General features: G+C 73.0%; 19 protein-coding genes. 5 read left to right on the forward strand and 14 right to left on the reverse strand.

Going from position 1 to position 24,097, the window contains the following annotated elements; translation table 11 throughout:
- Positions 1-9: 9 nt before the first annotated feature.
- The 4 genes from ACW9J6_RS08365 to ACW9J6_RS08380 form a co-directional block, all read right to left on the reverse strand.
- On the reverse strand, positions 10-2,388 hold the full coding sequence (locus tag ACW9J6_RS08365; protein ID WP_457115997.1) for an EAL domain-containing protein: 2,379 nt from the start codon (positions 2,386-2,388) through the stop codon (positions 10-12).
- Between the two features lie 383 nt (positions 2,389-2,771).
- Positions 2,772-6,191 carry an acyl-[ACP]--phospholipid O-acyltransferase gene (locus ACW9J6_RS08370; RefSeq protein ID WP_457115998.1) on the reverse strand — a complete coding sequence of 1,140 codons (3,420 nt, stop codon included), beginning with the start codon at positions 6,189-6,191 and terminating at the stop codon, positions 2,772-2,774.
- A 68-nt stretch (positions 6,192-6,259) separates the two neighbouring features.
- A complete protein-coding gene (locus tag ACW9J6_RS08375; protein ID WP_457115999.1) occupies positions 6,260-6,535 on the reverse strand; it encodes a YiaA/YiaB family inner membrane protein in 276 nt (91 codons plus the stop codon).
- A gap of 95 nt (positions 6,536-6,630) precedes the next feature.
- Complete coding sequence (locus tag ACW9J6_RS08380) at positions 6,631-7,332, reverse strand: PspA/IM30 family protein (protein WP_457116000.1); 702 nt, start codon at positions 7,330-7,332, stop codon at positions 6,631-6,633.
- Positions 7,333-7,428: 96 nt separating this feature from the next.
- On the opposite strand from ACW9J6_RS08380, the gene ACW9J6_RS08385 reads away from it, so the two are divergent.
- A complete protein-coding gene (locus ACW9J6_RS08385; protein WP_457116001.1) occupies positions 7,429-8,076 on the forward strand; it encodes a TetR/AcrR family transcriptional regulator in 648 nt (215 codons plus the stop codon).
- Positions 8,077-8,151: 75 nt separating this feature from the next.
- On the opposite strand, the gene deoA is transcribed toward ACW9J6_RS08385, so the two are convergent.
- The 5 genes from deoA to ACW9J6_RS08410 all read right to left on the reverse strand — a co-directional run bounded on the left by deoA (position 8,152) and on the right by ACW9J6_RS08410 (position 12,448).
- Positions 8,152-9,471, reverse strand: a complete 1,320-nt coding sequence (gene deoA, locus ACW9J6_RS08390; RefSeq protein ID WP_457116002.1) for a thymidine phosphorylase — start codon at positions 9,469-9,471, stop codon at positions 8,152-8,154.
- Positions 9,471-10,295: a purine-nucleoside phosphorylase gene (locus ACW9J6_RS08395; RefSeq protein ID WP_457116003.1), complete on the reverse strand. Its 825-nt coding sequence runs from the start codon at positions 10,293-10,295 to the stop codon at positions 9,471-9,473. Before ACW9J6_RS08395 ends, deoA begins: the two co-directional genes overlap by 1 nt.
- On the reverse strand, positions 10,292-10,744 hold the full coding sequence (locus tag ACW9J6_RS08400; RefSeq protein WP_457116004.1) for a cytidine deaminase: 453 nt from the start codon (positions 10,742-10,744) through the stop codon (positions 10,292-10,294). Before ACW9J6_RS08400 ends, ACW9J6_RS08395 begins: the two co-directional genes overlap by 4 nt.
- Before the next feature lie 80 nt (positions 10,745-10,824).
- On the reverse strand, positions 10,825-11,679 hold the full coding sequence (locus tag ACW9J6_RS08405; RefSeq protein WP_457116005.1) for a prephenate dehydratase: 855 nt from the start codon (positions 11,677-11,679) through the stop codon (positions 10,825-10,827).
- Between the two features lie 25 nt (positions 11,680-11,704).
- A complete protein-coding gene (locus ACW9J6_RS08410) occupies positions 11,705-12,448 on the reverse strand; it encodes a 3-deoxy-manno-octulosonate cytidylyltransferase (RefSeq protein WP_457116006.1) in 744 nt (247 codons plus the stop codon).
- Positions 12,449-12,725: 277 nt separating this feature from the next.
- Here ACW9J6_RS08410 and ACW9J6_RS08415 point away from each other — a divergent pair, with 277 nt between their 5' ends.
- Positions 12,726-13,268 carry a c-type cytochrome gene (locus ACW9J6_RS08415; RefSeq protein WP_457116007.1) on the forward strand — a complete coding sequence of 181 codons (543 nt, stop codon included), beginning with the start codon at positions 12,726-12,728 and terminating at the stop codon, positions 13,266-13,268.
- Between the two features lie 919 nt (positions 13,269-14,187).
- Here the strand turns inward: ACW9J6_RS08415 and ACW9J6_RS08420 are convergent.
- Positions 14,188-16,302, reverse strand: a complete 2,115-nt coding sequence (locus ACW9J6_RS08420; protein WP_457116008.1) for a methyl-accepting chemotaxis protein — start codon at positions 16,300-16,302, stop codon at positions 14,188-14,190.
- 348 nt (positions 16,303-16,650) lie between these two features.
- Between ACW9J6_RS08420 and ACW9J6_RS08425 the strand changes: the two genes are divergently transcribed.
- Genes ACW9J6_RS08425 through ACW9J6_RS08435 form a run of 3 tightly spaced genes read left to right on the forward strand, consistent with a single transcriptional unit; the run spans position 16,651 to position 21,522 of the window.
- Positions 16,651-18,516, forward strand: a complete 1,866-nt coding sequence (locus ACW9J6_RS08425) for an extracellular solute-binding protein (protein WP_457116009.1) — start codon at positions 16,651-16,653, stop codon at positions 18,514-18,516.
- The gene (locus tag ACW9J6_RS08430; protein WP_457116010.1) at positions 18,513-20,417 is read left to right on the forward strand and encodes an extracellular solute-binding protein; all 1,905 of its coding nucleotides are present in this window, start codon (positions 18,513-18,515) and stop codon (positions 20,415-20,417) included. The genes ACW9J6_RS08425 and ACW9J6_RS08430 overlap by 4 nt, the downstream gene beginning before the upstream one ends.
- A 4-nt stretch (positions 20,418-20,421) precedes the next feature.
- Positions 20,422-21,522 (forward strand): microcin C ABC transporter permease YejB, encoded by a 1,101-nt coding sequence (locus ACW9J6_RS08435; RefSeq protein WP_457116011.1) that lies wholly within the window; start codon positions 20,422-20,424, stop codon positions 21,520-21,522.
- 10 nt (positions 21,523-21,532) lie between these two features.
- On the opposite strand, the gene ACW9J6_RS08440 is transcribed toward ACW9J6_RS08435, so the two are convergent.
- The 4 genes from ACW9J6_RS08440 to gspG all read right to left on the reverse strand — a co-directional run bounded on the left by ACW9J6_RS08440 (position 21,533) and on the right by gspG (position 24,093).
- Positions 21,533-22,453: a general secretion pathway protein GspK gene (locus ACW9J6_RS08440; RefSeq protein ID WP_457116012.1), complete on the reverse strand. Its 921-nt coding sequence runs from the start codon at positions 22,451-22,453 to the stop codon at positions 21,533-21,535.
- Entirely contained in the window at positions 22,450-23,085 is a 636-nt protein-coding gene (locus tag ACW9J6_RS08445; protein ID WP_457116013.1) for a hypothetical protein, read from the reverse strand. Before ACW9J6_RS08445 ends, ACW9J6_RS08440 begins: the two co-directional genes overlap by 4 nt.
- An 86-nt stretch (positions 23,086-23,171) precedes the next feature.
- The gene (locus ACW9J6_RS08450) at positions 23,172-23,633 is read right to left on the reverse strand and encodes a prepilin-type N-terminal cleavage/methylation domain-containing protein (protein ID WP_457116014.1); all 462 of its coding nucleotides are present in this window, start codon (positions 23,631-23,633) and stop codon (positions 23,172-23,174) included.
- 16 nt (positions 23,634-23,649) lie between these two features.
- On the reverse strand, positions 23,650-24,093 hold the full coding sequence (gene gspG / locus ACW9J6_RS08455; RefSeq protein WP_457116015.1) for a type II secretion system major pseudopilin GspG: 444 nt from the start codon (positions 24,091-24,093) through the stop codon (positions 23,650-23,652).
- Positions 24,094-24,097 lie beyond the last annotated feature (4 nt).

Here is a 24,097-nt window from a genome sequence, read left to right on the forward strand (position 1 = left end):
GCTCTCCCGTCAGGCGCTCGCCGCCAGGGGCGCGGCGCCGCAATGGGGCGGCGCCCGGAACAGGCTCGCGATCTCCCCCGCCGGAATCGGCCGGCCGTGCAGGTAGCCCTGCAATTGGTCGCAGCCCTCCCCGGTGATGAAGCGGGATTGCTGCTCCGTCTCGACCCCCTCGGCGGTCGTCTTGATGCCGAGGCTGCGCCCGAGCATCGTGATCGCCCGGACGATCGCCGCGCTGTCGTTGTCCTGCGGCGTCTGGCGCACGAAGGACTGGTCGATCTTGATCTTGTCGAAGGGGAAGCGGCGCAGGTAGCTCAGCGACGAGTAGCCGGTGCCGAAATCGTCCATCGAGATCCGGATGCCCAGGCCCTTGAGCTCCGTCAGGATGGCGAGCGTGCGCTGCTCGTCCTGCATCAGGGTGCCCTCGGTGATCTCGATCTCCAGGCGCCGGCCGGGCAGGCCGGTCTCGGCCAGGATGGTGCGGAAGGCCGCGGCGAGGCGCCCGTCGCGGAACTGCACCGGCGAGAGGTTGACCGCGACGGTGAGGTGGTCCGGCCAGCCGGCGGCCTCCGCGCAGGCGGTGCGCAGGACCCACTCGCCGAGGGGGCCGATCAGCCCGGTCTCCTCCGCGAGCGGGATGAAGGCGGCCGGCGAGACGAGGCCGCGCTCGGGATGGTGCCAGCGGATCAGCGCCTCGGCGCCGTCGTAGCGGCCGGTCCGCGCGTCGACCTGCGGCTGGTAGTGCAGGGTGAATTCCCCGCGGGCGAGCGCCCGGCGCAGGTCCTGCTCCAGGGAGCGGCGGGCCTGCATGCGGGCGTTCATCTCGCCCTCGAACATCCGGAATCGCCCGCCGCCCTCCGCCTTGGCGCCGTAGAGGGCGAGGTCGGCGCTGCCGAGGAGCTGCCCGGGCGTCTCGCCGTCCTGAGGAGCCAGCGCGATGCCGATGCTCGCGCCGATGTCGAGCACGTGCCCGTCGATCAGGAAGGGCCGGGCCAGGATGTCGATCACCCGCTCGGCGGTCGCCTGGATGGCGGGCAGGTCCCCGTCGCCCGCGGGCAGGATGGCGAACTCGTCGCCCCCGAGCCGGGCGACGAGGTCCTCCCCCACCACCCGCTCGAGGCGGCGCGCGACCCGGCAGAGCAGGGCGTCCCCCATCCCGTGGCCGAGCGTGTCGTTGACCGACTTGAAGCGGTCGAGATCCAGCGTGAGCAGCGCGAAGGACGCGCGCCGCCGCGTCGCGAAGCGCTCGGCCAGCGCGGTGTTGAAGCGCAGGCGGTTGGCGAGGCCCGTGAGGGCGTCGTGATGGGCCAGCCGGTTCATCTCGGCCTCGGCGCGCAGGCGGTCGCGCTGGTCGCGCACCGCGACGACCCGGTGGCTGCGGCCGTCGATCGCCAGGGCCTGGCCGATCACCCGCACCGGGATCTCCGTCCCGGCGGCGTCGCGCAGGGTCGCGTCCCGCTCCTGCGCGACGGGGATCGCGCCGGCTGTGAGCCCGGGGAGCAGCGCGGAGAGGGGACGTCCGATCACCTCCTCCCGGGATAGCCCGAGAATCTGCTCCAGGCTCCGGTTCGCCCCCGCGACGGTCTCGCCGTCGCAGATCAGCAGCCCCTCGACCGCGATGTCGGTCAGGTCGCGCAGGCGCTGACGCTCCGCCCGCCGCCGCCGTAGGGCGAGGAGGTGCAGGCGTAGGGCCGTGAGCGCCGCGCCGAGGATGAGGAAGGCGGCGTTGGCGGTGAGGATCGCCACCATCGCGGCGTCGAGGGCACCGTCCGGGATCGAGACGCGGGGGTCGAAGCGCAGGGTGAGCGCGCTCATGCCGATGAAGTGGGCGCCGCAGACCGCGAGCAGCAGCGCGACGGGCGCGAGGTCGCGCAGGAGGCGCTGCCGCGCGTAGGAGAGGCCCATCGCGAGCATCGCGAACCCGACGCCGATTCCGACCGAGACCGCGACCCGCACCCCGTCCCACGCGATGGCGCCCTGGACCCGGTAGGCCGCCATGCCGGTATAGTGCATGGCCGCGATCGCCAGTCCGATGATCGCGCCCCCGGCGAGGCCTCCGGCGCGGGTCCCGGTGCCGACGATCACCAGCGCGCCCAGGCCCACGAGCAGCAGCGCCACCGCGAAGGAGGCCAGGGTCGGCAGCAGCGCGAAGCCGAAGGCCATCCCGGGCTCGAAGGCCAGCATGGCGACGAAGTGGGTCGCCCAGATCGCCGAACTCGTCGTCACCACGCCGGCGGCCGCCCAGGCGGCGCGCTCGCGCGGGGCGCGGGACCGCATCGCCTGGCGGCCGAGCGCGAGCGTCGCGTAGGACCCGACCGCGCAGATCAGGGCCGCCACGGCGATGAGGCGCAGGTCGTGCTGCTCCGTCAGGCAGGCGATGAGATCCGTCATCCGCTCCTCGTCCCAGTCGGCCGCCCGATGCAGCGGTCTCGATTGGATTGCGCGTCGGACGATGCCCGCGCGCAGCTTAATTGCCGGTTTCCGACAATGATCGCGCGGCGGTGTTGCTGGATCGTTGCGATATAAAAATGGAGATTGGTGAATGAGGTGTAAAACCGGCGGATATCGGGTGTATTATCCTATGATATCACGGAGGAGCACTGAAAATACTGGCCTGGCGCGAATCAAGGCTTGAACAATCAAAGGACGTCAAGCCGGCTGCAGGCGAGGGTCCGACGGAGATGAGCCGGCAATGCCCGAGCCGTCGGAAGCCGATGGAGGCGTGGCGACGTCCGCCGCGCCTGGCTCGACAAGCTTGCGAGGGGGGCGCACCACTACTCCGCCGCCTCCGGCACGCTCGCCCGCTCGCGCACCAGCTGGGTCACGGCCGCGAAGTCGGTCTTGCCCGAGCCCAGCACCGGCAGGCGGTCGACCACCAGGATCTCCGCCGGGACGGAGAGCTCGCTCGCGCCCCGCGCCCGCGCGTGGGCCTGGAAGGCCGCGCGCGTGGCGTCCCGCCGCTCCGTCACCAGAACCAGCCGCTCGCCCTTGCGCGGGTCGGGGAGGGTGGCCACCGCGGAATTCGCCTCCGGCCACAGCTCCGCCGCCATCGCCTCGACGGCCGCCAGGGAGATCATCTCGCCGCCGACCTTCGCGAAGCGCTTGGCGCGGCCCCGGATGGTGATGAACCCGTCCGCGTCGATCGTCACGATGTCGCCGGTGTCGTGCCAGCCCCCCGGGGGCGGCTCCAGGACGCCGGGCTTCTCGGCGCGCAGGTAGCCCAGCATCACGTTCGGCCCGCGCACGAAGAGCCGCCCGCCCTCGGCGATGCCCGGCACCGGGTCGAGCCGCGCCTCCATGCCGGGCATGATCCGGCCCACCGTGCCGAAGCGGTTGAACATCGGCGTGTTGAGGGCCAGCACCGGCGCCGTCTCGGTGACGCCGTAACCCTCCAGGATGCGCAGGCCGAACTTCTCCGCGTAGACCCGGCGGGTTTCCGGCTTCACCGGCTCGGCGCCCGCCAGAATGTAGCGCAGGGAGCGGAAGTCGTAGGGATGCGCGGAGCGGGCGTAGCCGGCGAGGAAGGTGTCGGTGCCGAACAGGATCGTGGCGTTCACGCCGTAGACCAGTTCCGGCACGATCCGGTAGTGCAGCGGCGACGGGTAGAGGTAGACCGGCACGCCCGAGACAAGGGGCAGCACCAGCCCCACCGTCAGGCCGAAGGAGTGGAACACCGGCAGGACGTTGAAGACCTTGTCGGTGCGGCCGAAATCGATGCGGGCCTGGGCCTGGGCGGCGTTGGCCAGCATGTTGCGGTGCGACAGGACCACGCCCTTCGGCAGCCCCTCGCTGCCCGAGGTGAACAGGATCGCGGCCGGATCGTCCGGGCGGCGCGCCACCAGGGGCCGGCGCCAGTTCAGGAACCCGTCGAGCTTCGCCAGGAGCCCGAGCCGGGCGCGGACATCCTCCAGGTAGACGACGCGCAGGCTCTGGGACAGGCCGGCGACGAGCGCGTCGAGGCGGCCCTTCTCCACGAAGGCCCGCGAGGTGACGATCGTGTCCACCTCCGCGGCCTTGCAGGCGCTGAGGATGGTCGCGGCGCCGGCCGTGAAGTTGATCATCGCCGGCACGCGGCCCGCCCCCATGACGCCGAGCACGGTGGCGGCGGCGGCGTTGGCGTTCGGCAGCATCACGCCGACCGCGCGGCCCTCGGGGGCGAGGTCCCGCAGCGCCCGGCCGAGCACCCGCGCCCCGACGAGGAGCCGGCGATAGGTGAGGCGGCCCGAGACCGGGTCCTCGACGGCGACGCGCCGGGGGCCCTCGCGCTCGGCCGCCGCCACGACCGCGTCGAACACCGTGCGGTCGATCGGCGCCGTGCGGAAGATCAGGTCCGACATGATCCCGTAGAGGGCCGCCCCCGCGGCGTGGCGGCGCGCCTTGCCCTTGAGGGCCGGGTCGACGGCGAGCCGCACCGGCTCCAGGATCGTCACGGTGAAGCGCGGCCACCAGCGGCGGCGCACCTGCGCCCGCGACAGGCGCGAGAACAGGGTCTGCTCCGGACCCTCGATCTTCACCGGCACCACCATGGCGCCCGACTTGTCGGCGATGAGGCCGGCCCCGTCATAGACCTTCATCAGGCTGCCCGTGACGGTGAGCCGGCCCTCGGGGAAGATGATCAGCGTCTCGCCGTCCCGGACGGCGTTGATCAGGCGGCGCGTCGCCATCGGCTTCGTCGGGTCGAGGGGCATCGCCCGGGTCAGCCACAGGAAGGGCTTCACCCACCAGCGCTGGGCGATGCCGTGGTCGATGGCGAAGACCGGGTCGCGCTCGGTCAGGGTCAGCGCGAGGCCGCCGTCGAGGAAGCTCACGTGGTTGAGGGCGATGATGGCGTTGGGGCCGGCCTTGTCGAGGTTCTCCAGGCCCTGCACCTCCATGCGGTAGACCGCCCGGAACAGCATCGACAGGAAGTCCCGGAAGGCGCTCGTCGGCAGCACCGCGAAGATCGCGATCCCGGCCGCGATGTTGGCGAGCGCCACGATGAGGAACAGCCCGGCCCCCGAGAGGCCGGCCTTCTGCAGCAGGGCGATGCCGAGCGCGCCCAGCACGATCAGGGCCGCCGAGAGCACGTTCGAGGCGGCGATCACCCGGGCGCGGACCTCCTTGGGGGTCCAGGCCTGCAGCGCCGCGAAGGAGGGCACGATGAACAGGCCCGCCGCGGCGGCGAGGAGCACGAAGTCGAGGGCGATCCGCGCGCCGACGAGGCGTGCGAGGAAGGGCCCGGCCGAGAGCGGCACGGCGGGAAGCGCCGTGTGGGCCGCCACCCAGGCGAGGTCGAGGGAGACGACGCCCATGATCAGGGCGGCGACGGGCGTCGGCAGCACCACGATTCGCCCGGCGCAGAGCCAGGAGGCGAGGCCCGACCCCGCCGCGACCCCGACCGAGAACAGGGCGAGCATGGTGGTGACCACGGTCTCGTCGCCCCCGAAGCTGCCCTTCACCACCGCGGGCAGCAGCGCCATCACGACGGCGCCGACGAGCCAGAACCAGCTGGTGATCAGCCCCGTGCGCCACAGGCGCGTGTCGGCGTAGAGGTCGCGGATCAGGCCGGCGGTGGAGCGCAGCACGTTGCGGTCGACGACGAGGCCGGGCGCCGCCTCCCCGGTCGGGGGGATCAGCAGGCTCGCCGCCCAGCACAGGACCGCGAAGCCCATCACCAGCCCGCCGAAGGCGGCGGGCCCCCCGTGGGTGACGGCGAGCCCGCCCGCGATCGTGCCGATGAGGATGGCGAGGAAGGTCGCGGCCTCGATCAGCGCGTTGCCGGCCGGCAGTTCGGCGCGCTTCAGGTGGTCGGGCAGGATGCCGTACTTGATCGGCCCGAACAGGGCCGCGATGGCGCCGAACATCACCAGCGCCGCGAACAGCACCGGCACCGAGGCGAGGACGAACCCGAGCACCGCTACCCCGGCGGCCCCGATCTCGGCGGCCTTGAGGCGGCGGGTCAGCCACGCCTTGTCGTGCCGGTCGGCGAGTTCGCCCCCGAGCCCCGACAGGAAGAAGAAGGGCGCGATGAAGGCCGCGCCCGCCAGCGTCACCAGGGCGGCCGAGCCGCCGTCGGCCCCGCCGCCCGTCCCCCCGACGCCGAACAGGATCAGGAACACCAGCGCGTTCTTCAGGAAGTTGTCGTTGAAGGCCGAGAAGAACTGGCACCAGAACAGCGGCGCGAAGCGCCGCGTCGTCATCAGCGATCCTGACATGATCGAACCTTGATCGGTTGGGGTCGGCCGGGGCGGTGGTGCCGTGGGAGCGGCGCGCATCCTACCAGCTATTCCTTGCTCATCTCCATCAGGAGCCGCTCGGCGCGTGCATCCTCGATGCGGTTCACCATGCGGCGGCCCTCATGCACGTCGCGGACGGTCTTGACGAGCGTCACGCAGGATTGGACCAGCATGATCACGCCCATCATCAGGTAGCCCTTGATCCAGAGATCGAGGGGCAGGAACAGGATGCCGCCCCCCACCATGGTGGCGGCGCCGATGAACGAGGCGTAGGTGAAGGCCACCCAGGCCGAGGTGTGTTGGGTCACGGGCTGCGCATTCATCGCAGGAGACGTCCTTCTGTGGGCCAAGTTGTGGCGGGATCGAATCGGGGGCTGCGGTGGTGGAAACGGGTCGGATGGACGCGGCGGCCCTGCGGTCACGGCGCTGCCGGGTTCCCGGCCGCCTTGCCCCGCAGGCGCTCCATCACGCTGGCGGCGCTGGGGCGCGTCCGGGGACCGAAGCCCGCCTCCTCCAGCCGCTCGGCGATGCCGGCGGGTCTGGCGAGGTCGATGACCGCGAGCGCCTCGGCCGCGGCCGCCTCCTGGGCCTGCCGCTCGCGCAGGCGCCGCAGGGTGGCCTGCGCCTCGGCCAGCGCGGCGGCCGTGCCCGGCGCGCCCTCGCCGCGGCGGCCGCGCAGGCGGCGCACCGCCTCGCCCGCCTCGGCGAGGCGTCGGCCGCGCTCCAGCTCGGCGAGCTGGCGCGCGCCCTCCTGCACGGCCCGGCGCAGGACGTCGATCTCCTTGCCGAAGGCGGCCCGCGCCTCGGTCAGGCCCGCGATGTCGGCCTCCAACTCGGCGATGGCCGTTGCGGCCTCCCCGGCCAGATCCTCGCGCCCGCCCGTCAGGGCCGCCACCGCGCGGGTCTCCAGGTCGGCGAGGCGCGCGCGCAGCACTTCCTCCTGCTTGGCGTCGGCGCCCTGGCGCGCCATGGCCTGGGCGAGCGCGCGGCGGCTCTCCTCCTGGGCGGCGGCGGCCTCGCGGATCTGCTGGTCGAGGAGCGGCAGCGCATTCTGGTCGATGATGTCCTCGCAGGCGCGGGCAGCGGTCCCGCGGGCGAGGGTGGCGAAGAGTCGAAGCATCGAGAGTCTCATGAACGTTGTTCACGAACGCACGATCCCACGGAATCGAACACTGTTCAAGAGGATTTTTGAACATCGTTCATCGTCGAGGAAGCGGTGACCACCGAGGAGCGCCGCGAGGCGCTGCGCGGCGCCCTGATCGATGCGGCGGAGGCGGCGATCGTGGCGGGGGGCCTTCCCGGGCTGAAGGCGCGCGACCTCGCCAAGGCGGTCGGCTGCGCGCTCGGGACCATCTACACGGTGTTCCCTGACCTCGACGCGCTGATCCTGAGCGTGAACCTGCGCACGCTGCAGCTCTTCGAGCGGACGATCACCGCGGTCGCGACCGCGACCGCAGGGGGCGGACCGGACCGGCCCGACCGGCGGGCGGCGACGGAGGACCTCGTGCGCCTCGCGGTGAGCTACCTGCGTTTCGCGGTCGAGCATCGGGCGCGGTGGCGCGCCCTGTTCCAGCACCGGATGGCGGGCACGCCGCCCGCGTGGTTTCTGCGCGAGCAGGTGCGGCTGTTCCAGCACATCGAGGCGCCGCTCGCCGTGCTGCGGCCCGACCTCGACGAGGCCGCGCGCGCGCTGCTCGCCCGCTCGCTATTCTCGGCCACGCACGGCATGGTGAGCCTCGGCCTCGACGAGAAGCTGATGACGCTGAGCGAGCCGGTGCTGCGCGCGCAGGTGGAGACCGTCGTGTCGGCGATCGGACGCGGGCTGACGCCCCCCGGCGGGGGGCCGGAGGAGGACGCGCCGTGAGCCATTATCCCGACGGGCTACGGCCTGCTCCAGGCGGATTCGCAACGTCACCCTCCCCCCTCTGCGGGGGAGGGTTCACTCCGCCGCCTCGACCCGTCCCAGGATCGGCGCAGCCTCCGCCTCGCCCGCCTCGGCGATCGCATACGCCGCCTGGAGGGCAGCCGCCGCGGCCTCGGCGCCCGCCTCGGTCCGGGCATGGACCACCCCGAGCGGCGCTCCCGTCCCCACCGCGTCCCCGAGCGCCGCCAGGTCCGTGAAACCGACCGCGTGGTCGATCGGGTCCTGCGGACGGGTGCGCCCGCCCCCGAGTCCGATCACCGCGAGCCCGACCTCCCGGGTCGCGATGCCCGCCACCACGCCGGCCCGCGGCGGCGGCACCGGCCGCACCACCGGGGCGGCGGGCAGGTGCGCCGCCGGCCGCTCGACGAGATCGGCCGGGCCGCCCAAAGCCGCCACCATCCGCCCGAAGATCTCGGCCGCCCGGCCGGAGGCGAGCGCCGCCTCCAGCCGCGCCGTGGCCGCGTCCGCGTCCGCGGCGAGGCCGCCGAGGACCAGCATCTCGGCGGCGAGCGCGAGGGTCACCGCGTGGAAGCGCGGCGCGCGGCGGCGCCCGGCGAGGTAGTCCGCCCCGTAGGCCACCTCGACCGCGTTCCCGGCGGCAGAGGCGAGGGGCTGGTCCATGCGGGTGAGGAGCGCCCGCGTCGGCAGGCCGGCCCCGTTCGCCACCGCGACCAGGCTCTCGGCCAGCGCCCGCGCCTCCTCCTCGTGCGCCATGAAGGCGCCCGACCCTGCCTTCACGTCCATGACGAGCCCGCCCAGCCCCGCCGCGAGCTTCTTCGACAGGATCGAGGCGGTGATCAGGTCGAGGGATTCCACCGTGCCGGTCACATCGCGGATCGCGTAGAGGCGCCGGTCCGCCGGGGCGAGATCGGCGGTCTGGCCGATGATCGCGCAGCCGACCTCCCGCGTCACCGCCCGGAACCGCGCGGTGTCGGGCGCGGTGACATAGCCCGGGATGCTGTCGAGCTTGTCGAGGGTGCCACCGGTATGGCCGAGGCCGCGCCCCGAGATCATCGGCACGTAGCCGCCGCAGGCCGCCACGAGAGCCGCGAGGGGCAGGCTCACCGTGTCGCCGACGCCGCCCGTCGAGTGCTTGTCGAGGACCGGGCCGGGCAGGTCCCAGGTCAGGACCGTGCCGGACTCCATCATGGCGCGGGTGAGCGCCACCCGCTCGGGCAGCGACAGGCCGCGGAAGAACACCGCCATGGCGAAGGCTGCCGCCTGGCCCTCGGTGACCCGCCCGTCGGTGAGGCCCGCGATGAAGGCGGCGATCTCGCCGGGATCGAGGGCGGCCCCGTCGCGCTTGGCGCGGATGATCTCCTGGGGCAGGCGCATCAGGGTGCCTCTGGGCCGGACAGCCACGCCGCCAGGAGCCGGCCGACCGCGTCGGCGGCCTCCCCGGCGACGCGCTTCGTCTCGGCGTGGTGGGGTGCGCCGCCGTCGAAGCCCGCGGCGTAGTTGGTGACCGTGGACAGCGCGGCGACGCGCAGCCCGAAGAACCGCGCCAGGATCACCTCCGGCACCGTCGACATGCCGACGAGATCCGCCCCGAGCCTCTCGGCCATGCGGATCTCGGCCGGTGTCTCGAAGCTGGGGCCGGAGAACCACGCGTAGACCCCCTCGTGCAGGGGGATGCCGGCCCGGGCGGCGGCCCGGCGCAGCCCGGCGCGCAGGCAGGGGTCGTAGGCCTCGACCATCGGCACGAAGCGCGCATCCGAGGGCTCGCCGATCAGCGGGTTCATCCCCGCGAGGTTGAGGTGGTCGCTGACGAGGGCCAGCGCCCCGGGACCCGCCTCGCGGCGCAGGGAGCCGGCCGCGTTGGTGAGGAGGAGCGGCGGCGCGCCGAGCGCCGCCAGCGCCCCGAGCGGCACCCGCATGGCGGCGGCGTCGCCGCGCTCGTAGGGGTGGGAGCGGCCCTGGAACAGCAGCACCGGCCGGCCCGCAAGGTCGCCCGCCACGAGGCGCCCGGCATGGCCCGAGACGCCCGATTCGGGAAAGTGCGGCACCGCCGCGTAGGGCAGGGACCGGGGCGCCCCGAGCCGCTCGGCGAGCGGGCCGAGGCCGGTGCCGGCGACGACCGCGAGCGCGAAGGGGCCGCCGAAGCCGCGTTCGCGCAGGGTGCGGGCCGCGTCCTCGGCGCGCGGATCCCGGACCGTCACGCCTCGGCCCCGGGCTTGCCCGCCCGGTCCGTTCCCGCCCGGGCCCTGCCCGGCGCGAGGTTGTCCGGGCCGAAGGAGAGCGGCAGCAGCGCGTCCACGGTGAAGCTGCGGCGCAGGCCCTCCGGCCCGGCCACGTGGATGGGGGTGTCCGGCCCGGTGAATTCCCGGATGCGCTGGCGGCAGGCGCCGCAGGGCGTCACCAGGGCCTCGCCGTCGCCCACGACCAGGATCGCCGCGATGCGCCGGCCGCCGGCCGCCACCATGGCGGCGATGGCGCCGGCCTCCGCGCAGGTCCCGACAGGGTAGGCGGCGTTCTCGACGTTGCAGCCCGCGTGGATCGCCCCCTCCTCGTCGAGGATCGCCGCGCCGACCTGGAAGCGCGAGTAGGGGGCGTAGGCGAGGGCCTGTGCCGACCGGGCGGCGGAGAACAGGGCGTCGAGGTCGGTCATGGCCTTCGGGTCACCGGAGGGCAGCGGGGCCGCCCATGATTGCCCGCGACCGGGGCGCCCTGTCGAGCCCGGATCCCGTGTCACTCGGCCGGGACGCGGGCGCTCTCGCGGAACGGGTGGGCCGGGTAGGTGCCGATGATCCGCAGCTCCCGGGAGAAGAACCCGAGTTCGTCGAGGGCGCGGCGCAGCGGCGGCTCCTCTGGATGGCCCTCGACCTCCGCGTAGAACTGCGTCGCGGTGAACTGGCCCTCGACCATGTAGCTCTCGAGCTTGGTCATGTTGACGCCGTTCGTCGCGAATCCGCCGAGCGCCTTGTAGAGCGCGGCCGGGATGTTGCGCACCCGGAACACGAAGCTCGTCACGGTCGGGCCGCTGTCGGGCGCGGGCGGCGCCGGCTCGCGGGAGACCACCACGAAGCGGGTGGTGTTGTGGGCCTCGTCCTCGACGTTCTCCTCGACGATCGACAGCCCGTAGATCTCCGCGGCGAGGCGCGGGGAGAGGCTGGCCCGGGTCGGGTCGCGGCTCTCGGCCACCTCGCGGGCCGAGCCGGCGGTGTCGCCCGCCACCACCGCCTTCAGCCCCCGGCGGCGGATCACCTTGCGGCACTGGCCGAGCGCGTGGACGTGGCTGTGGACGGTGCGGATCCGCGCCGGGTCGGCCCCGGGCAGCGCCATCAGGTGGAAGTGGATCGGCAGGAAGTGCTCGCCCACGATGTGGAGGCCGGAGGCCGGCAGCAGGTGGTGGATGTCGGCGACCCGGCCCGCGATGGAATTCTCGATCGGGATCATGCCGAGATCGGCGCTGCCGTCCTGCACTGCCGCGAAGGCGTCCTCGAAGGTCGGGCAGGGGAGCGGCGTCCAGTCCGGATAGGCGTCCGCCGAGATGATGTGCGAGTTGGCGCCGGGCTCGCCCTGGTAGGAGATCGTACGGGTCATCGGGAAGCGTTTGAGAACCTTCTGCTCAGTTGAGGCGCCGCGCCGCCATGATGGCGCGGGCGCGTTCGAGGTCGTGGGGGGTGTCGACGCCGAGCGGCACGTCGTCGACGATCGTCGCGTCGATGCGCATCCCGGCCTCCAGGGCGCGCAGCTGCTCCAGCTTCTCGCGCAATTCGAGCGGGCTCGGGTTGAGCGCCACGAAGCGCTCCAGCGCCCGGCGGCGATAGGCGTAGAGGCCGATGTGGTGGTAGAGCGGCCCCTCGCCCCAGGGCGCGGTGGCGCGGGTGAAGTAGAGGGCGCGCAGGCGCGTCGGCGAGATCGCCGCGCCCACGAGCTTGACCACGCTCGGCTCGGTGCGCTCCTCCGGCCGCGTGATCTCGGCGCAGAGGGTGGCGATGTCGACGGAGCGGTCGGCCAGCGGCGTCACGGCGGTGGCGATGGCCGAGGGCGCGATGGTCGGCAGGTCGCCCTGGACGTTCACCACCACGTCGTGGCGGCCCTCCGGGTCGATGATCGCCAGCGCCTCGGCGAGGCGGTCGGAGCCGGAGGGATGGTCGGGCCGCGTCAGCACCGCGAGGCCGCCCACGGCCTCGACGGCCTCCACCACCGGCGGCGCGTCGGTGCAGACCACCACCGGCCCGAGGCCGGCCTCGATGGCGCGGCGCCAGACATGAACGATCATCGGCTCGCCGCAGATCTCGGCCAGCGGCTTGTTCGGCAGGCGCGTCGCGGCGAGGCGGGCGGGAATCAGGATCAGCGGGTCGGACATGCGTGCGGGCCGGGTTCGAGGCGGGTGTCCATGCTCCTCCCGCGCTCATAGAGCATTTCTGGGCCGGCCCGCCACCGGGCGGCGCGGCACGCTTGCCGCAGGGCGTCGCGAAACGCCTCTGCGACCAACCGACGTTCATTGGAGCCATTGTCAATCGCGCGGAAGAACGGCTAAGCACCCGGCCGTGTTCGCCCCGCGCGCGGCTCCCTGGGGGCCGCACCCGCATCGCCCACCGCCTGAGAGGCCCTGCTCGTTCGAGCACCGGAGCTGCCGAGACATGGATTCCTTCGAGCTTAACAAGGTCGCCGGTGCCGTGCTCGGCACGCTGTTGTTCGCGATGGGCACGGGCTTCCTCGCCGAGCTGATCTACAAGCCGAAGCCGGCCGGCGAGCGCGGCTATGCCCTGCCGGCCGCCTCCGAGGCGCCGGCCGCGGGCGGCGGGGCGGAAGCGGCGAAGGAGGAGCCCCTGCCGGTGCGGCTCGCCAGCGCCGACGCCACCAAGGGCCAGACGGCGGCCAAGAAGTGCCAGGCCTGCCACAACCTGGAGAAGGGCGGTCCGAACAAGGTCGGCCCGAACCTCTGGGGCGTGGTCGGCCGGCCGAAGGGCAGCCACGAGGGCTTCAACTACTCGGCGGCGATGAAGGGCAAGGGTGGGAACTGGACCTACGAGGATCTCGACCAGTTCATCCATAACCCGAAGGGCTACGTGCAGGGCACGATCATGGCCTTCGCGGGCGTGCCGTCGGGCGCCGAGCGGGCCGACATCCTGTCGTACCTGAAGACGCTCTCGGACAGCCCGGTGGAGTTCCCCAAGCCGTAAGGGCGAGGCGCGCGGCCCTGGCGGCGGGTTTCCCGAACGGCGTGAGGCTCAGGTGAGGCGCGCGGCACCCTCCGCTCCCTCCCCGGCTCGCGTATGCGTTGGGGGGCGCGTCGCGCTCACGCTTCGCCGGATGAGGCTCGGGTTTCTCCTCTTCCCGCGCGCCGGGCTTATTCATTCACACGTCGCGGTTGGAACGTGCAACGCGTCGAGACTGGGGAGGAGTTGGAGGTGGGGATGGTGCAGGAGGCACCGTTGAGCCTCCTCCACGACCCCGACCCCTACCCTCCCCAAAAGGGGCTACGGTGCGCACACATCTCGGTAGCCGGCTCATCGGCTGAACAGATCTGGAAGGCACAAGACCCCTCATGCTGAGGTGCTGCGGCCATCGAAGATCGCGCGCAGCCTCGAAGCACCCCTCACCATAGATCCAACACAAGATCTGCTTGGACAGACTGTTCTGGGATGCTTCGAGGCTCCCTACGGTCGCACCTCAGCATGAGGGAGTTGGGTTTGTTGCCATCGGCCGGGTCTGATGCTGGGTTACCGCCGCTTGGCTGGGTGACATCTGCCGGTCATCCGCCTGATCGGCGTCGGTCGAGCCTTCCGACGCCATGCAGGCGATCGTGCAGTGCGTGCGGATGAGCGATGGCGGGCCGGCCCGATGTCTGATCGATGTGATCGATCATCCTGTTGAAACAATGCGCGTTTTTCGATGCTGTGTGCACACGGTCGCCACAAGGGGGAGGGGAGATCCCGCTTCATCCTCAATCACTTTGTGTCAGGCAGCGACGTGTGGATCCGCAAGGCGTGCCGGGAGACGGCATGCGCACGAACCAAAGCGCATCCGGGGCTCCCGGAAGGAGAGAGTGCGCCGCAGGGCGCGGCCTCGACCGATCGACCTTGCGGGCAGCCTTCGGCGTCACGCCGCCCGCACCGTGGCGAGGAAGCGGCGGATCTCCTCGGCGAGGTGATCGGACTGGCGCGACAGGTCGGACGCGGAGGCGAGCACCTGGCTCGACGCGGCGCCGGTCGCCTCGGCGGCGCCCGACACCGTCCCGATCGCCCCGGTGACGTCGCCCGTTCCCTGCGCGGCCTCGGCGACGCTGCGCACGATCTCGCGCGTCGCCGCCCCCTGCTCCTCGACGGCCGCCGCGATCGCGGTCGCCACGGCGTCGAACGCGCGGATGCGGCCGCCGATGCCGCCGATCGCCTCCGCGGCCTGCTGGGTCGCCCCCTGGACCTGCGCGATCTGGCGACCGATCTCCCCGGTCGCTGCCGCGGTCTGCGTCGCGAGCGCCTTGACCTCGGCCGCGACCACGGCGAAGCCGCGCCCGGCCTCGCCGGCCCGCGCCGCCTCGATGGTGGCGTTGAGGGCCAGCAGGTTGGTCTGGCCGGCGATGCTGGCGATCATCCCGACCACGTCGTCGATCTTGGTCACCGCGGCGTTGAGCGCCTGCACGTGGGCCCCCACCTGATCCGATTCCGCCACGGCGACCCGCGCGAGCCCGGCCGCGCCGGCGACCTGCCGGCCGATCTCCTCGACGGAGGTGCCCAGTTCCTCGGCGGCCGACGCGATGGTGCCGACATGCGCGGCCGCCGCGGTGGCGGCCTGTGCCACGGCGGCGGCGCTGCCCGCGGTCTCCCCGGCCGTGGCGGCCATGGCCTCGGCGGTCGACCGCAACTGGCCGGCGGAGGCCGAGACCCGGACCACGATGCCGCCCACGGCGGATTCGAACGCGTCGGCGAGCTGGTGCGTGCCCGCCCGGCGCTGCGCCTCGGCGGAGGCGCGGGCGAGCGCCGTCTCCTCCTCCAGGGCGCGGGTGCGCAGCAGGCTGTCCCGGAACACCTGCACGGCCGCCGCCATCGCGCCGATCTCGTCACGCCGGTTCAGGTCCGGCACCGCGATCCCGGTGTCGCCCCCGGCGAGGCCGCGCATCGCCTCGGTCATCCGGGCGATCGGCCGCGCCACCCGGACATGGGCGAGGAGGCACCCGGCCGCGACGAGGACCAGGGTGGCGGCAAACAGCGCGCCGCCCCGCACCAGGGCGGAGCGGGCCGCCTGCGTCCGGGCGGCGGCGTCCTCCGTCGCGCTGGAAAGCGCCGCCTTGGCGGCCTGCGCGACGGTGGTGAGGCGCGGGATGAAGTAGGTCTGCGCCTGCGGCGGGGTCATCGCCGGGTCCTGGCCCGCCGCGATCCGCCGCACCACCTCCCGCGTCCGGTCCCGGACCTCCGCGGCGAAGAACGCGGCGTCCGCCGCGTCGATGGCGGCGGCGAGGCTCGCCGGCAGATCGCCGGAGGCCCGCACGTCGCGCACGAAGGCCCAGGTGCCTGCGGCCTGTTCCTGCTTGGCGATCACGGCGTCGAGCGTGGCGGCAGAGACGCCGCCGCGGTTCGAGAGGCCGCCGATCGCCGTCACGACGGCGTCCCCGGCCGAGCCGCGCGCCTGCCAGATCAGGTTCTTGATCGTCAGCAGCCGCCCGGCCGCGGCCGAGAGCCGGCGCAGCTCCGCTTCGATGAGCTTGCCGGTCGTCTCGAGGCTCGCGAAGAGCTGCGCGCCGGTCGTCAGGATCCGCGCCGGCAGGGCCCTGTCGCGCTCGGCCCGCGGCAGGAGCAGGGCCTCGTCGACGGCGCGGCGGGCGGCCCGGTGGGCGTCGTAGGCGTCCCCCAGCGCCGCGCCGGCCTCGGGGAGGCCCGCGAGAGTCCCCGCCGCCGCGATCCCGTCCAGCACCCTCGTCAGGGCGGCGTCGGCATCCCCGCGCTCCGCCGCGATCCCGGCCGGAACGCCCGCGCGGTCGGGCACCTGGGCCAGGGCGCCGAGCGTGTCGCCGCGCTCGAAGCGCACGCCCTGAACGGCATCCAGGATGGCTTCGTCGAGACCGGCGAGCGCGGCCGCCCGGCGCTGGCGGTCGTGGTCCGCCCAACCCTCCGCGAGGTCGCGCAGCGCCATCGTGCTGAGCAGGATCCCCAGGACGCCGACGATCCCGATGATCACCCGCCTGATCGTCAGCGTCTCCGAGATCGATCGTGCCGTCATCGCTTCTGCCCCCGCGCCGCGCGCCCCGCTGCGGCAAGACAATGCCTCGCGGACCCTCTATCCGGGGAGTTCTAACGCTAGGTCAATATCCGAGCCAAAACCCCCGATGGTTCCGGAAAAGCCGAGCGGGCCTCCGGGTTCTCGCGCCGGACCGGGGCGATATCGACCGATTTCCGGGAGACTTGTGGAGAATGCGACGGTCTCGTGTCCGCCGCAGCCACCGGGTGCCGGCGCGCCCCTGCGCGCATCCGGCGGGTTGGCGGACCCGGCCCGCATACCTAGAACAGGCGCAAGCCCACGACGGGCCGGGCGCCCCGCGCCGGGCTCCAGCCGGAGGATACCCCCCGCGTGATCTCACGCCGCAGCCTCGCCGCGCTCGCCGTTCTCGGCCTCGTTCCCGCCCTGCCGGCCGCGCCGGCCCTCGCCGATCCGCCCTGGCGCCACGGCCTGACCCTGCTCGGCACGCCCAAATACCCGGCCGACTTCACGCATTTCGCCTACGCGGACCCGAATGCACCCAAGGGCGGCCTCCTGCGCCTCGGGCAGCAGGGCTCCTTCGACAACCTCAACCTGATCGTCTCGGGCCTGAAGGGCGACCTCGAGGACAGCGTCCCGCTGATCTACGATACGCTGATGACCGAGGCGGCGGACGAGCCCTTCACCTCCTACGGTCTGCTCGCCGAGGGCGTGCAGGTGGCCGACGACCTCGGCAGCGTCACCTACCGGCTGCGGCCGCAGGCGAGGTGGCACGACGGTGCCCCGGTGACGGCGCAGGACGTGGTCTTCTCCTTCGACATCCTGAAGCAGAACAACCCGCTCTACGCCTCCTACTACCACAACGTCACGAAGGCCGAGGCCGTGGGCGAGCGCGAGGTGCGATTCACCTTCACGGAGGCCGGCAACCGGGAATTGCCGCAGATCGTCGGCCAGCTGCCCGTGCTGCCCCAGCACTGGTGGACGGGCAAGGACGCGGCCGGGCGCCCCCGCAACCCGACCGAGACGACGCTCGACGTGCCGCTCGGCTCCGGTCCCTACCGGATCGCCGCGGTCGATGCCGGGCGCAGCGTCACCTTCGCCCGCGTGCCCGACTATTGGGGCCGCGACATCCCGGTGAACAGGGGCCGCTACAACTTCGACACGCTGCGCAACGAGTATTACCGGGACGGCACGGTCCTGATCGAGGCCTTCAAGGCCGACCAGTTCGACTGGCGCAGCGAGAACATCGCCCGCAACTGGGCCACCGCCTATGACGGCTTCCCGGCCGTGAAGGAGGGGCGGATCCTCAAGGAGGAGTTCCCCTCCCGCGGCAGCGGCATCATGCAGGCCTTCACCTTCAACCTGCGCCGCAAGAAGTTCGCCGATCCGCGGGTGCGCCGGGCCTTCAACCTCGCCTTCGACTTCGAGGAGATGAACCGCACCCTGTTCTACGGGCTCTACCGGCGGATCGATTCCTACTTCTTCGGCACCGAACTCGCCTCCTCGGGGCTGCCGGAGGGGCGCGAGCGGGCGATCCTGGAGAGCGTGAAGGACAAGATCCCCGAGACGGTCTTCACCGAGCCCTACCGCAACCCGGTGAACGGCAGCGCGGAGGCGCAGCGGACGAACCTGCGCGAGGCGGTGCGCCTGCTCAACGCCGCCGGCTTCACCCAGAAGGGCGGCCAGATGGTGGAGGCCGCGAGCGGCCAGCCCCTCACGGTCGAGTTCCTGGGCTTCGATGCCACCGCCGAGCGGGTGGTGCTGCCCTATCGCCAGCAGCTGGAGCGGCTCGGCATCAAGGTGTCCCTGCGCGTCGTCGACCCGGCCCAGTACCAGAACCTCGTGCGCGGCTTCGACTTCGACGCACTGGCCTTCGCCAACTGGCCGGAATCCCTTTCGCCCGGGAACGAGCAGCGCGATTTCTGGAGCTCGGCCGCGGCCGACCGGCCGGGCTCGCGCAACCTCGCGGGCATCAAGGATCCGGGCGTCGACGCGCTGATCGAGAAGGTGATCTACGCGGGCGATCGCGAGGAGCTCGTCGCGGCGACGCGCGCCCTCGACCGGGTGCTGCTCGCCCACGACTACGTGGTGCCGCAATGGACGACCACGGTGAGCCGGACGCTGCGCTGGAACCGCTTCGCGCACCCGGCGACCCTGCCGGCCTATGGCGGCTCGGGCTTCCCCTGGACCTGGTGGTACGATCAGGCGTCGGCGGCCAAGACCGGGGTGGCGCGATGAGGGCGACCCGCCGCAGGGTGCTCGGCCTCGCGGCCGGCGCGGCCTTCGCCGGGACGCTGCCGCGCCCCGCCTGCGCGCAGGCCGCCCAGGGGGCGCAGGGGGCAGTCGCCCAGGAGGGTGCCGCCCTCCCGGGGCCCGAGCGCCACGGCCTGTCGATCTTCGGCGAGCTGAAGTACCCGGCCGACTTCCCGCGCTTCGACTACGTCGATCCGATGGCGCCGAAGGGCGGCACCTTCTCGACCCAGATCTCCAGCGGCACGGGCAACCAGTCCCTCGACACTTTCAACACTCTCAACATCTACGTGCTGAAGGGCGACGGCGCCGCCGGCATGAACCTCACCTTCGACAGCCTGATGACCCGGGCGCTCGACGAGCCCGACGCGCTCTACGGGCTCGTCGCCCGCTCGGTCCGCGCGAGTTCGGACGGGCTCGCCTACCGGTTCGCCCTGCGCCCGCAGGCGCGCTTCCACGACGGCACGCGGCTCACCGCCCGCGACGTCGTCTTCTCGATCAGAATCCTGAAGGAGAAGGGCCATCCGGTGATCGCCGCGCTGCTGCGCGACGTCGTCGACGCGGTGGCCGAGGGAGACGAGGCGGTCACGGTGACCTTCGCGCCCGGCCGCAGCCGCGACCTGCCTCTGACCGTGGCGGGATTGCCGATCTTCTCGGCCGCCTTCTATGCCGGGCGTGACTTCGAGGCCTCGACCCTGGAGGCGCCGCTGGGCTCGGGTCCCTATCAGGTCGCCCGCTTCGAGGTCGGCCGCTTCATCGCCTTCGAGCGGGTGCGCGACTATTGGGGCGCCGACCTGCCGGTCAATGTCGGCCAGAACAACGTCGACGAGATCCGCTACGAGTATTTCCGCGATCGCGACGTCGCCTTCGAGGCCTTCAAGGCCGGGGCCTTCACCTGGCGGGAGGAGTTCACCTCCAGGATCTGGGCGACCGGCTACGACTTCCCGGCCCTGAAGGAGGGGCGCGTCAAGCGCGAGACGGTGCCGGACGCCACGCCCTTGGGCACCCAGGGCTGGTTCTTCAACACCCGCCGCGCGGTCTTCAAGGACCCGCGCATCCGCGAGGCGATCGGGCTCGCCTTCGACTTCGAGTGGTCGAACCAGAACCTGATGTACGGCGCCTACCGCCGGACCGCCTCGTTCTTCGAGAATTCGGAGCTGAAGGCGGAGGGGCCGCCCGGCCCGGAGGAACTCGCCCTCCTCGACCCCTTCCGCGGCAGGGTCCCGGACGAGGTCTTCGGCGCGCCCGTCCCGCCGCCACGCTCGGACGGCTCCGGCCAGGACCGGGCGCTGCTGCGCCGGGCCGACACGCTGCTGCGCGAGGCGGGCTGCATCCGCGAGGGCGGCCAGCTCAAGCTGCCGGACGGGAAGCCCCTCGCCTTCGAGTTCCTCGATGCGTCGCCGGTCTTCCAGCCGCTGGTGCAGCCCTTCATCAAGAATCTCGGGCTTCTCGGCATCCGGGCGAGTTCGCGGATGGTCGACCCGGCCCAGTACCAGGCCCGCGTCAAGGATTTCGACTTCGACGTGATGTCGATCCGGCTGAGCGGCTCCGCGACGCCCGGGGCGGACCTGCGGGAGGTCTTCGGCAGCCGCAGCGCCGCCACGCCGGGCTCGCAGAACTACGCCGGCATCGCCGATCCGGTGATCGACGCGATGCTGGACAGGGTCGCCACCGCGGCGAGCCGGGCCGAACTGACGGTGGCCTGCAAGGCCCTCGACCGCTGCCTGCGGGCGGGCCGCTACTGGGTGCCGATGTGGTACTCGGGCTCCCACCGGCTCGCGCTCTGGGACCTCTACGGCCGGCCGGACCCGCTGCCGCGCTACGGGCTCGGCGCCCCGGCGATCTGGTGGGTCGATGCCGCCCGGGCGCGGCGGATCGGGCGGGGCTGACGCGATGGCGAACTACATCCTGCGCCGCCTGCTCCTGATGATCCCGACGATCCTCGGGATCATGCTGATCTCCTTCGTGATCGTGCAGTTCGCCCCGGGCGGGCCGGTGGAGCGCGTGCTCGCCCAGCTCCAGGGCCAGAGCGCGATGTCCCGGGTCACCGGCGGCGGGGGCGACCTCGCGGGCGGGGCCGCGCCGCGGGGCGGCGGGGGCGAGGCCAATTCCCGCTACCGCGGCGCTCAAGGGCTCGACCCGGCCTTCATCAAGCGCCTGGAGCAGCAGTTCGGCTTCGACAAGCCGGCGCCCGAGCGCTTCGCCAAGATGCTGTGGGACTACGCCCGCTTCGACTTCGGCAAGAGCTACTTCCGGGACGTCTCGGTGCTGCAGCTCATCCGCGAGAAGCTGCCGGTCTCGATCACGCTGGGCCTGTGGATGACGCTGATCTCCTACGCGGTGTCGATCCCGCTCGGGATCCGCAAGGCGGTGCGGGACGGGACCCCCTTCGACGTCTGGACCTCGGGCGTGGTCATCGTCGGCTACGCGATCCCGGGCTTCCTGTTCGCGATCCTGCTGATCGTGCTGTTCGCGGGCGGCTCCTTCCTGCAGATCTTCCCGCTGCGCGGCCTCACCAGCGAGGGCTGGAACACCTTCCCGCTCTGGCAGAAGGTGACGGACTACGTCTGGCACATCACGCTGCCGATCGTCTCGATGGCGCTCGGCGCCTTCGCCACCTCGACGCTCCTCACCAAGAACTCGTTCCTCGACGAGATCCGCAAGCAATACGTGCTCACCGCCCGCATGAAGGGCCTCTCCGAGCGGCAGGTTCTCTACGGGCACGTCTTCCGCAACGCCATGCTGATCGTGGTGGCGGGCTTCCCGGGCGCCTTCATCTCGGCCTTCTTCGCCGGCTCGCTCCTCATCGAGACCATCTTCTCCCTCGACGGGCTCGGGCTTCTGTCCTTCGAGTCGATCGTGAACCGCGACTACCCGGTGGTGTTCGCCAACCTCTACATCTTCTCGCTGGTCGGGCTGGTGGTGAACCTGATCTCCGACCTGACCTACAGCTGGATCGACCCGCGGATCGATTTCGAGAGCCGGGCGGCCTGAGGGCGGCACGTCAGCGCCCGCCGCCCTCCGCGCCGCCCAGGAGGCCGAAGGCGGCGGCCAGGACCGCGCAGGCCGGGTGCGGCCCGCCGCCCTCGAGGGGCGGTGTGCCGTCGCCGAAGCCGGCCTGCCAGCTGAGCAGGCCCGTGCCGGTCTGGCGGCCGGAGCCCGCCGCCAGCACCGCTTCCCGCTGCGCCCGCGCCCGTCCCGCGGCGGTGACGACCCGGATCGCGAAGTGGCTGCGGGGCGAGCGCGCCGCGTAGGGCCGCAGGGCCTCCCCGACGGTGCTGCCGAGGAGGCCGCGCAGCGGGGAGAGGGACGGGTCGAACTTTCCGGTCGGATTGTAGACCGTCAGGAACGGGACCAGCTTGGCCGCGTCCGCCTCGCCGAGATGCGGCAGCATGCCGATCTCGGCGGCGCTGCGGAACGGGGCGTTGCGGGGCCCGTAGGGCAGGCCCTCCGCCTGGTACTGGGGCGCCTCCATACCGCCGTTCGGCTCCGGGTCCGGATCGGCGTCGCGGTAATCCACGGCCTCGGCGGCGATCGCCCCGGCGTCGCGGTCGGAGAGGCCGAGCACCCGGAAGGCGGCCTCCAGCAGCGCCCGCGGGCTCGCGTTGAGGTCGACGAGCCCGGCCTGGTCCTGCACCGCGATCGTGATGGCGAGGCGCGGTCCGAGGGGGCAGGCGACGGGGCGGCCATCCTCCGGCAGGCCGAGACCCGGCGCGCTCCGCTGGCGCTCGTTGAGGAGCGACGCCGCGACGAGCCGCGCCGTCCCATCCGCGATGCCCTGCAGGCGCAGGCTCTCCGCCCGGCCGCCGGTGACGCCGAGATGGCCCGCGAAGCGGGTCGCGGCGATGGAGGCGGCGATCGCCACCACGATCAGTACCACGAGCACCGACGGCAGCACGAAGCCCTCCGCGGGCCCGCCCCTCACGAGGCGCCCCTCAAGGCGATGACGAGGGGCGCCCAGCGGCGCCGGTCGCCCGGCGGGAAGGCGAGGGTGATCTCGACGAGGTCCGGGACGCGGTCGCGCCGCGTCCAGCCGTCCAGCCAGCGCGGCTGCATCTCGGTCTGGCCGGTCCCGAAATAGCGCAGGCGCAGGGCCGCGGCGCCTGCCACCAGCACCTCGGGAGGATCGGCCGCGCCCGTGTCGAGGCCGCGGCTCTCGACGAGGTCGATCCCGCCATCCGCCCGCGGTGCCGCAGCGAGCACCATCCGCAGGTCGGCCCCGCGCTCCGTGTCGATCGGGGCCGCGATCGTGGCGGCGAATTGCTCGGGCGTGCCGAGGAAGGGGGGCTGGCGTCCATCCGCACCCCGTCCCCGCGGCCGGGAGAGCGCGCCGCGCAGGTGGTCGCGCACGGTGGCGAGGTCGGCCTCGACGGCGATCCGGGCGCCGAGCTGCGTCAACGCCCCGGCGCCCCGCACAGCCTGCACCAGCAGCAGCCCGATCAGCGCCGCCACCGCGAGGGCGACCAGGGCCTCCACCAGCGTGAACCCCGCCTCGGCCGCGCTTCGCGCCGGAACCGGGCCTCGCAGGGACCGGGGGGAGGGGCCGCTCCTGCCCATCGGCGCATCGATCCGGTTCGCGGCCCCGGCGCGACGGATGGCGCGGACCGCCCCCGCAGCCTGGCGGCGCCGGGTTGACGGGCGGTTCACGGCGGGCCGGATTCCTCGGCGACCCGCCCGGTCAGGCGGCTGACGACGAGCCGGCGGCGGCCGCCCGGGCCGGCGAGCAGGACGGCCCCGCCCGACGACGAGCCGTCGGGCGCGAAGCGGATCTCGCCGGGCGCGGCGCGGCTCCCGGGTCCCGCCTCCACGGCGACCGCGAACCCCGCCAGGGCCAGCGCCGGGGCGCCGGGCCGGGTGCTGAGCACGAGGTGCCGGTCCGGGTCGAGGCGCAGCACCGCGAGCGCGCCGGAGAGCCGTGCATGGCCGCGCGTGGCCGCGAGTTCCCGGGCGAGGCTCGCCGCGGCGGCATCGAGGCGGCGGCCGGGCAGAAGACCGTTCAGGACCACGCCCCCCGCCAGCGCGGCGAGGCTCAGGATCGCCAGCACCACCAGCATCTCGACGAGGCTGAACCCGTCCGCGCGGCCGCCGGAGGGGACGCGGCCCATGGGCCGGCCGCCTTCCTCAGCGCGCGGCCGCCTCGGCGCTGCCCTTCGGCGCGTCGGGGCTCGCGTAGGAGATCTCGAACGGCGCGCCGCCGCTCCCGGGCGCGCGGTAGAGGTAGGGGTGCCCCCACGGGTCGACGAGCCCCTTCGCGTCGCGCAGATAGGGACCCCGCCACGCCGCCTGCGCGCCCGCGGGCGGCGTCACCAGGGCGGAGAGGCCCTCCTGCGAGGACGGATAGGCGCCGAGATCGAGGTAGTAGAGTTCCACCGCCTGGGCGAGGTTCCTGACCTGGATGCGGGCGGTCTCGCCCTTGGCGCGGCCGAGATAGCCCAGCACCTGCGGCGTCACCATGGTGGCGATCATGCCGATGATCGCCAGCACCACGAGGAGTTCCACCAGGGAGAAGCCGGCCCCGGCGTCTCGCCGCGTCCGTCCGGGTCTCCCGCGACCTCGCGCTCTCATCATC

Source organism: Methylobacterium sp. JK268, from assembly GCF_054052225.1.

Excerpts from the sequence above, each read along its gene's own strand:
- ACW9J6_RS08365 (WP_457115997.1), bottom strand. The coding sequence starts at position 2,388 with ATGACGGATCTCATCGCCTGCCTGACGGAGCAGCACGACCTGCGCCTC.
- ACW9J6_RS08370 (WP_457115998.1), bottom strand. The coding sequence starts at position 6,191 with ATGTCAGGATCGCTGATGACGACGCGGCGCTTCGCGCCGCTGTTCTGG.
- ACW9J6_RS08375 (WP_457115999.1), bottom strand. The coding sequence starts at position 6,535 with ATGAATGCGCAGCCCGTGACCCAACACACCTCGGCCTGGGTGGCCTTC.
- ACW9J6_RS08380 (WP_457116000.1), bottom strand. The coding sequence starts at position 7,332 with ATGCTTCGACTCTTCGCCACCCTCGCCCGCGGGACCGCTGCCCGCGCC.
- deoA (WP_457116002.1), bottom strand. The coding sequence starts at position 9,471 with ATGCGCCTGCCCCAGGAGATCATCCGCGCCAAGCGCGACGGGGCCGCC.
- ACW9J6_RS08400 (WP_457116004.1), bottom strand. The coding sequence starts at position 10,744 with ATGACCGACCTCGACGCCCTGTTCTCCGCCGCCCGGTCGGCACAGGCC.
- ACW9J6_RS08405 (WP_457116005.1), bottom strand. The coding sequence starts at position 11,679 with ATGACCCGTACGATCTCCTACCAGGGCGAGCCCGGCGCCAACTCGCAC.
- ACW9J6_RS08410 (WP_457116006.1), bottom strand. The coding sequence starts at position 12,448 with ATGTCCGACCCGCTGATCCTGATTCCCGCCCGCCTCGCCGCGACGCGC.
- ACW9J6_RS08415 (WP_457116007.1), top strand. The coding sequence starts at position 12,726 with ATGGATTCCTTCGAGCTTAACAAGGTCGCCGGTGCCGTGCTCGGCACG.
- ACW9J6_RS08420 (WP_457116008.1), bottom strand. The coding sequence starts at position 16,302 with ATGACGGCACGATCGATCTCGGAGACGCTGACGATCAGGCGGGTGATC.
- ACW9J6_RS08430 (WP_457116010.1), top strand. The coding sequence starts at position 18,513 with ATGAGGGCGACCCGCCGCAGGGTGCTCGGCCTCGCGGCCGGCGCGGCC.
- ACW9J6_RS08435 (WP_457116011.1), top strand. The coding sequence starts at position 20,422 with ATGGCGAACTACATCCTGCGCCGCCTGCTCCTGATGATCCCGACGATC.
- ACW9J6_RS08445 (WP_457116013.1), bottom strand. The coding sequence starts at position 23,085 with ATGGGCAGGAGCGGCCCCTCCCCCCGGTCCCTGCGAGGCCCGGTTCCG.
- ACW9J6_RS08450 (WP_457116014.1), bottom strand. The coding sequence starts at position 23,633 with ATGGGCCGCGTCCCCTCCGGCGGCCGCGCGGACGGGTTCAGCCTCGTC.
- gspG (WP_457116015.1), bottom strand. The coding sequence starts at position 24,093 with ATGAGAGCGCGAGGTCGCGGGAGACCCGGACGGACGCGGCGAGACGCC.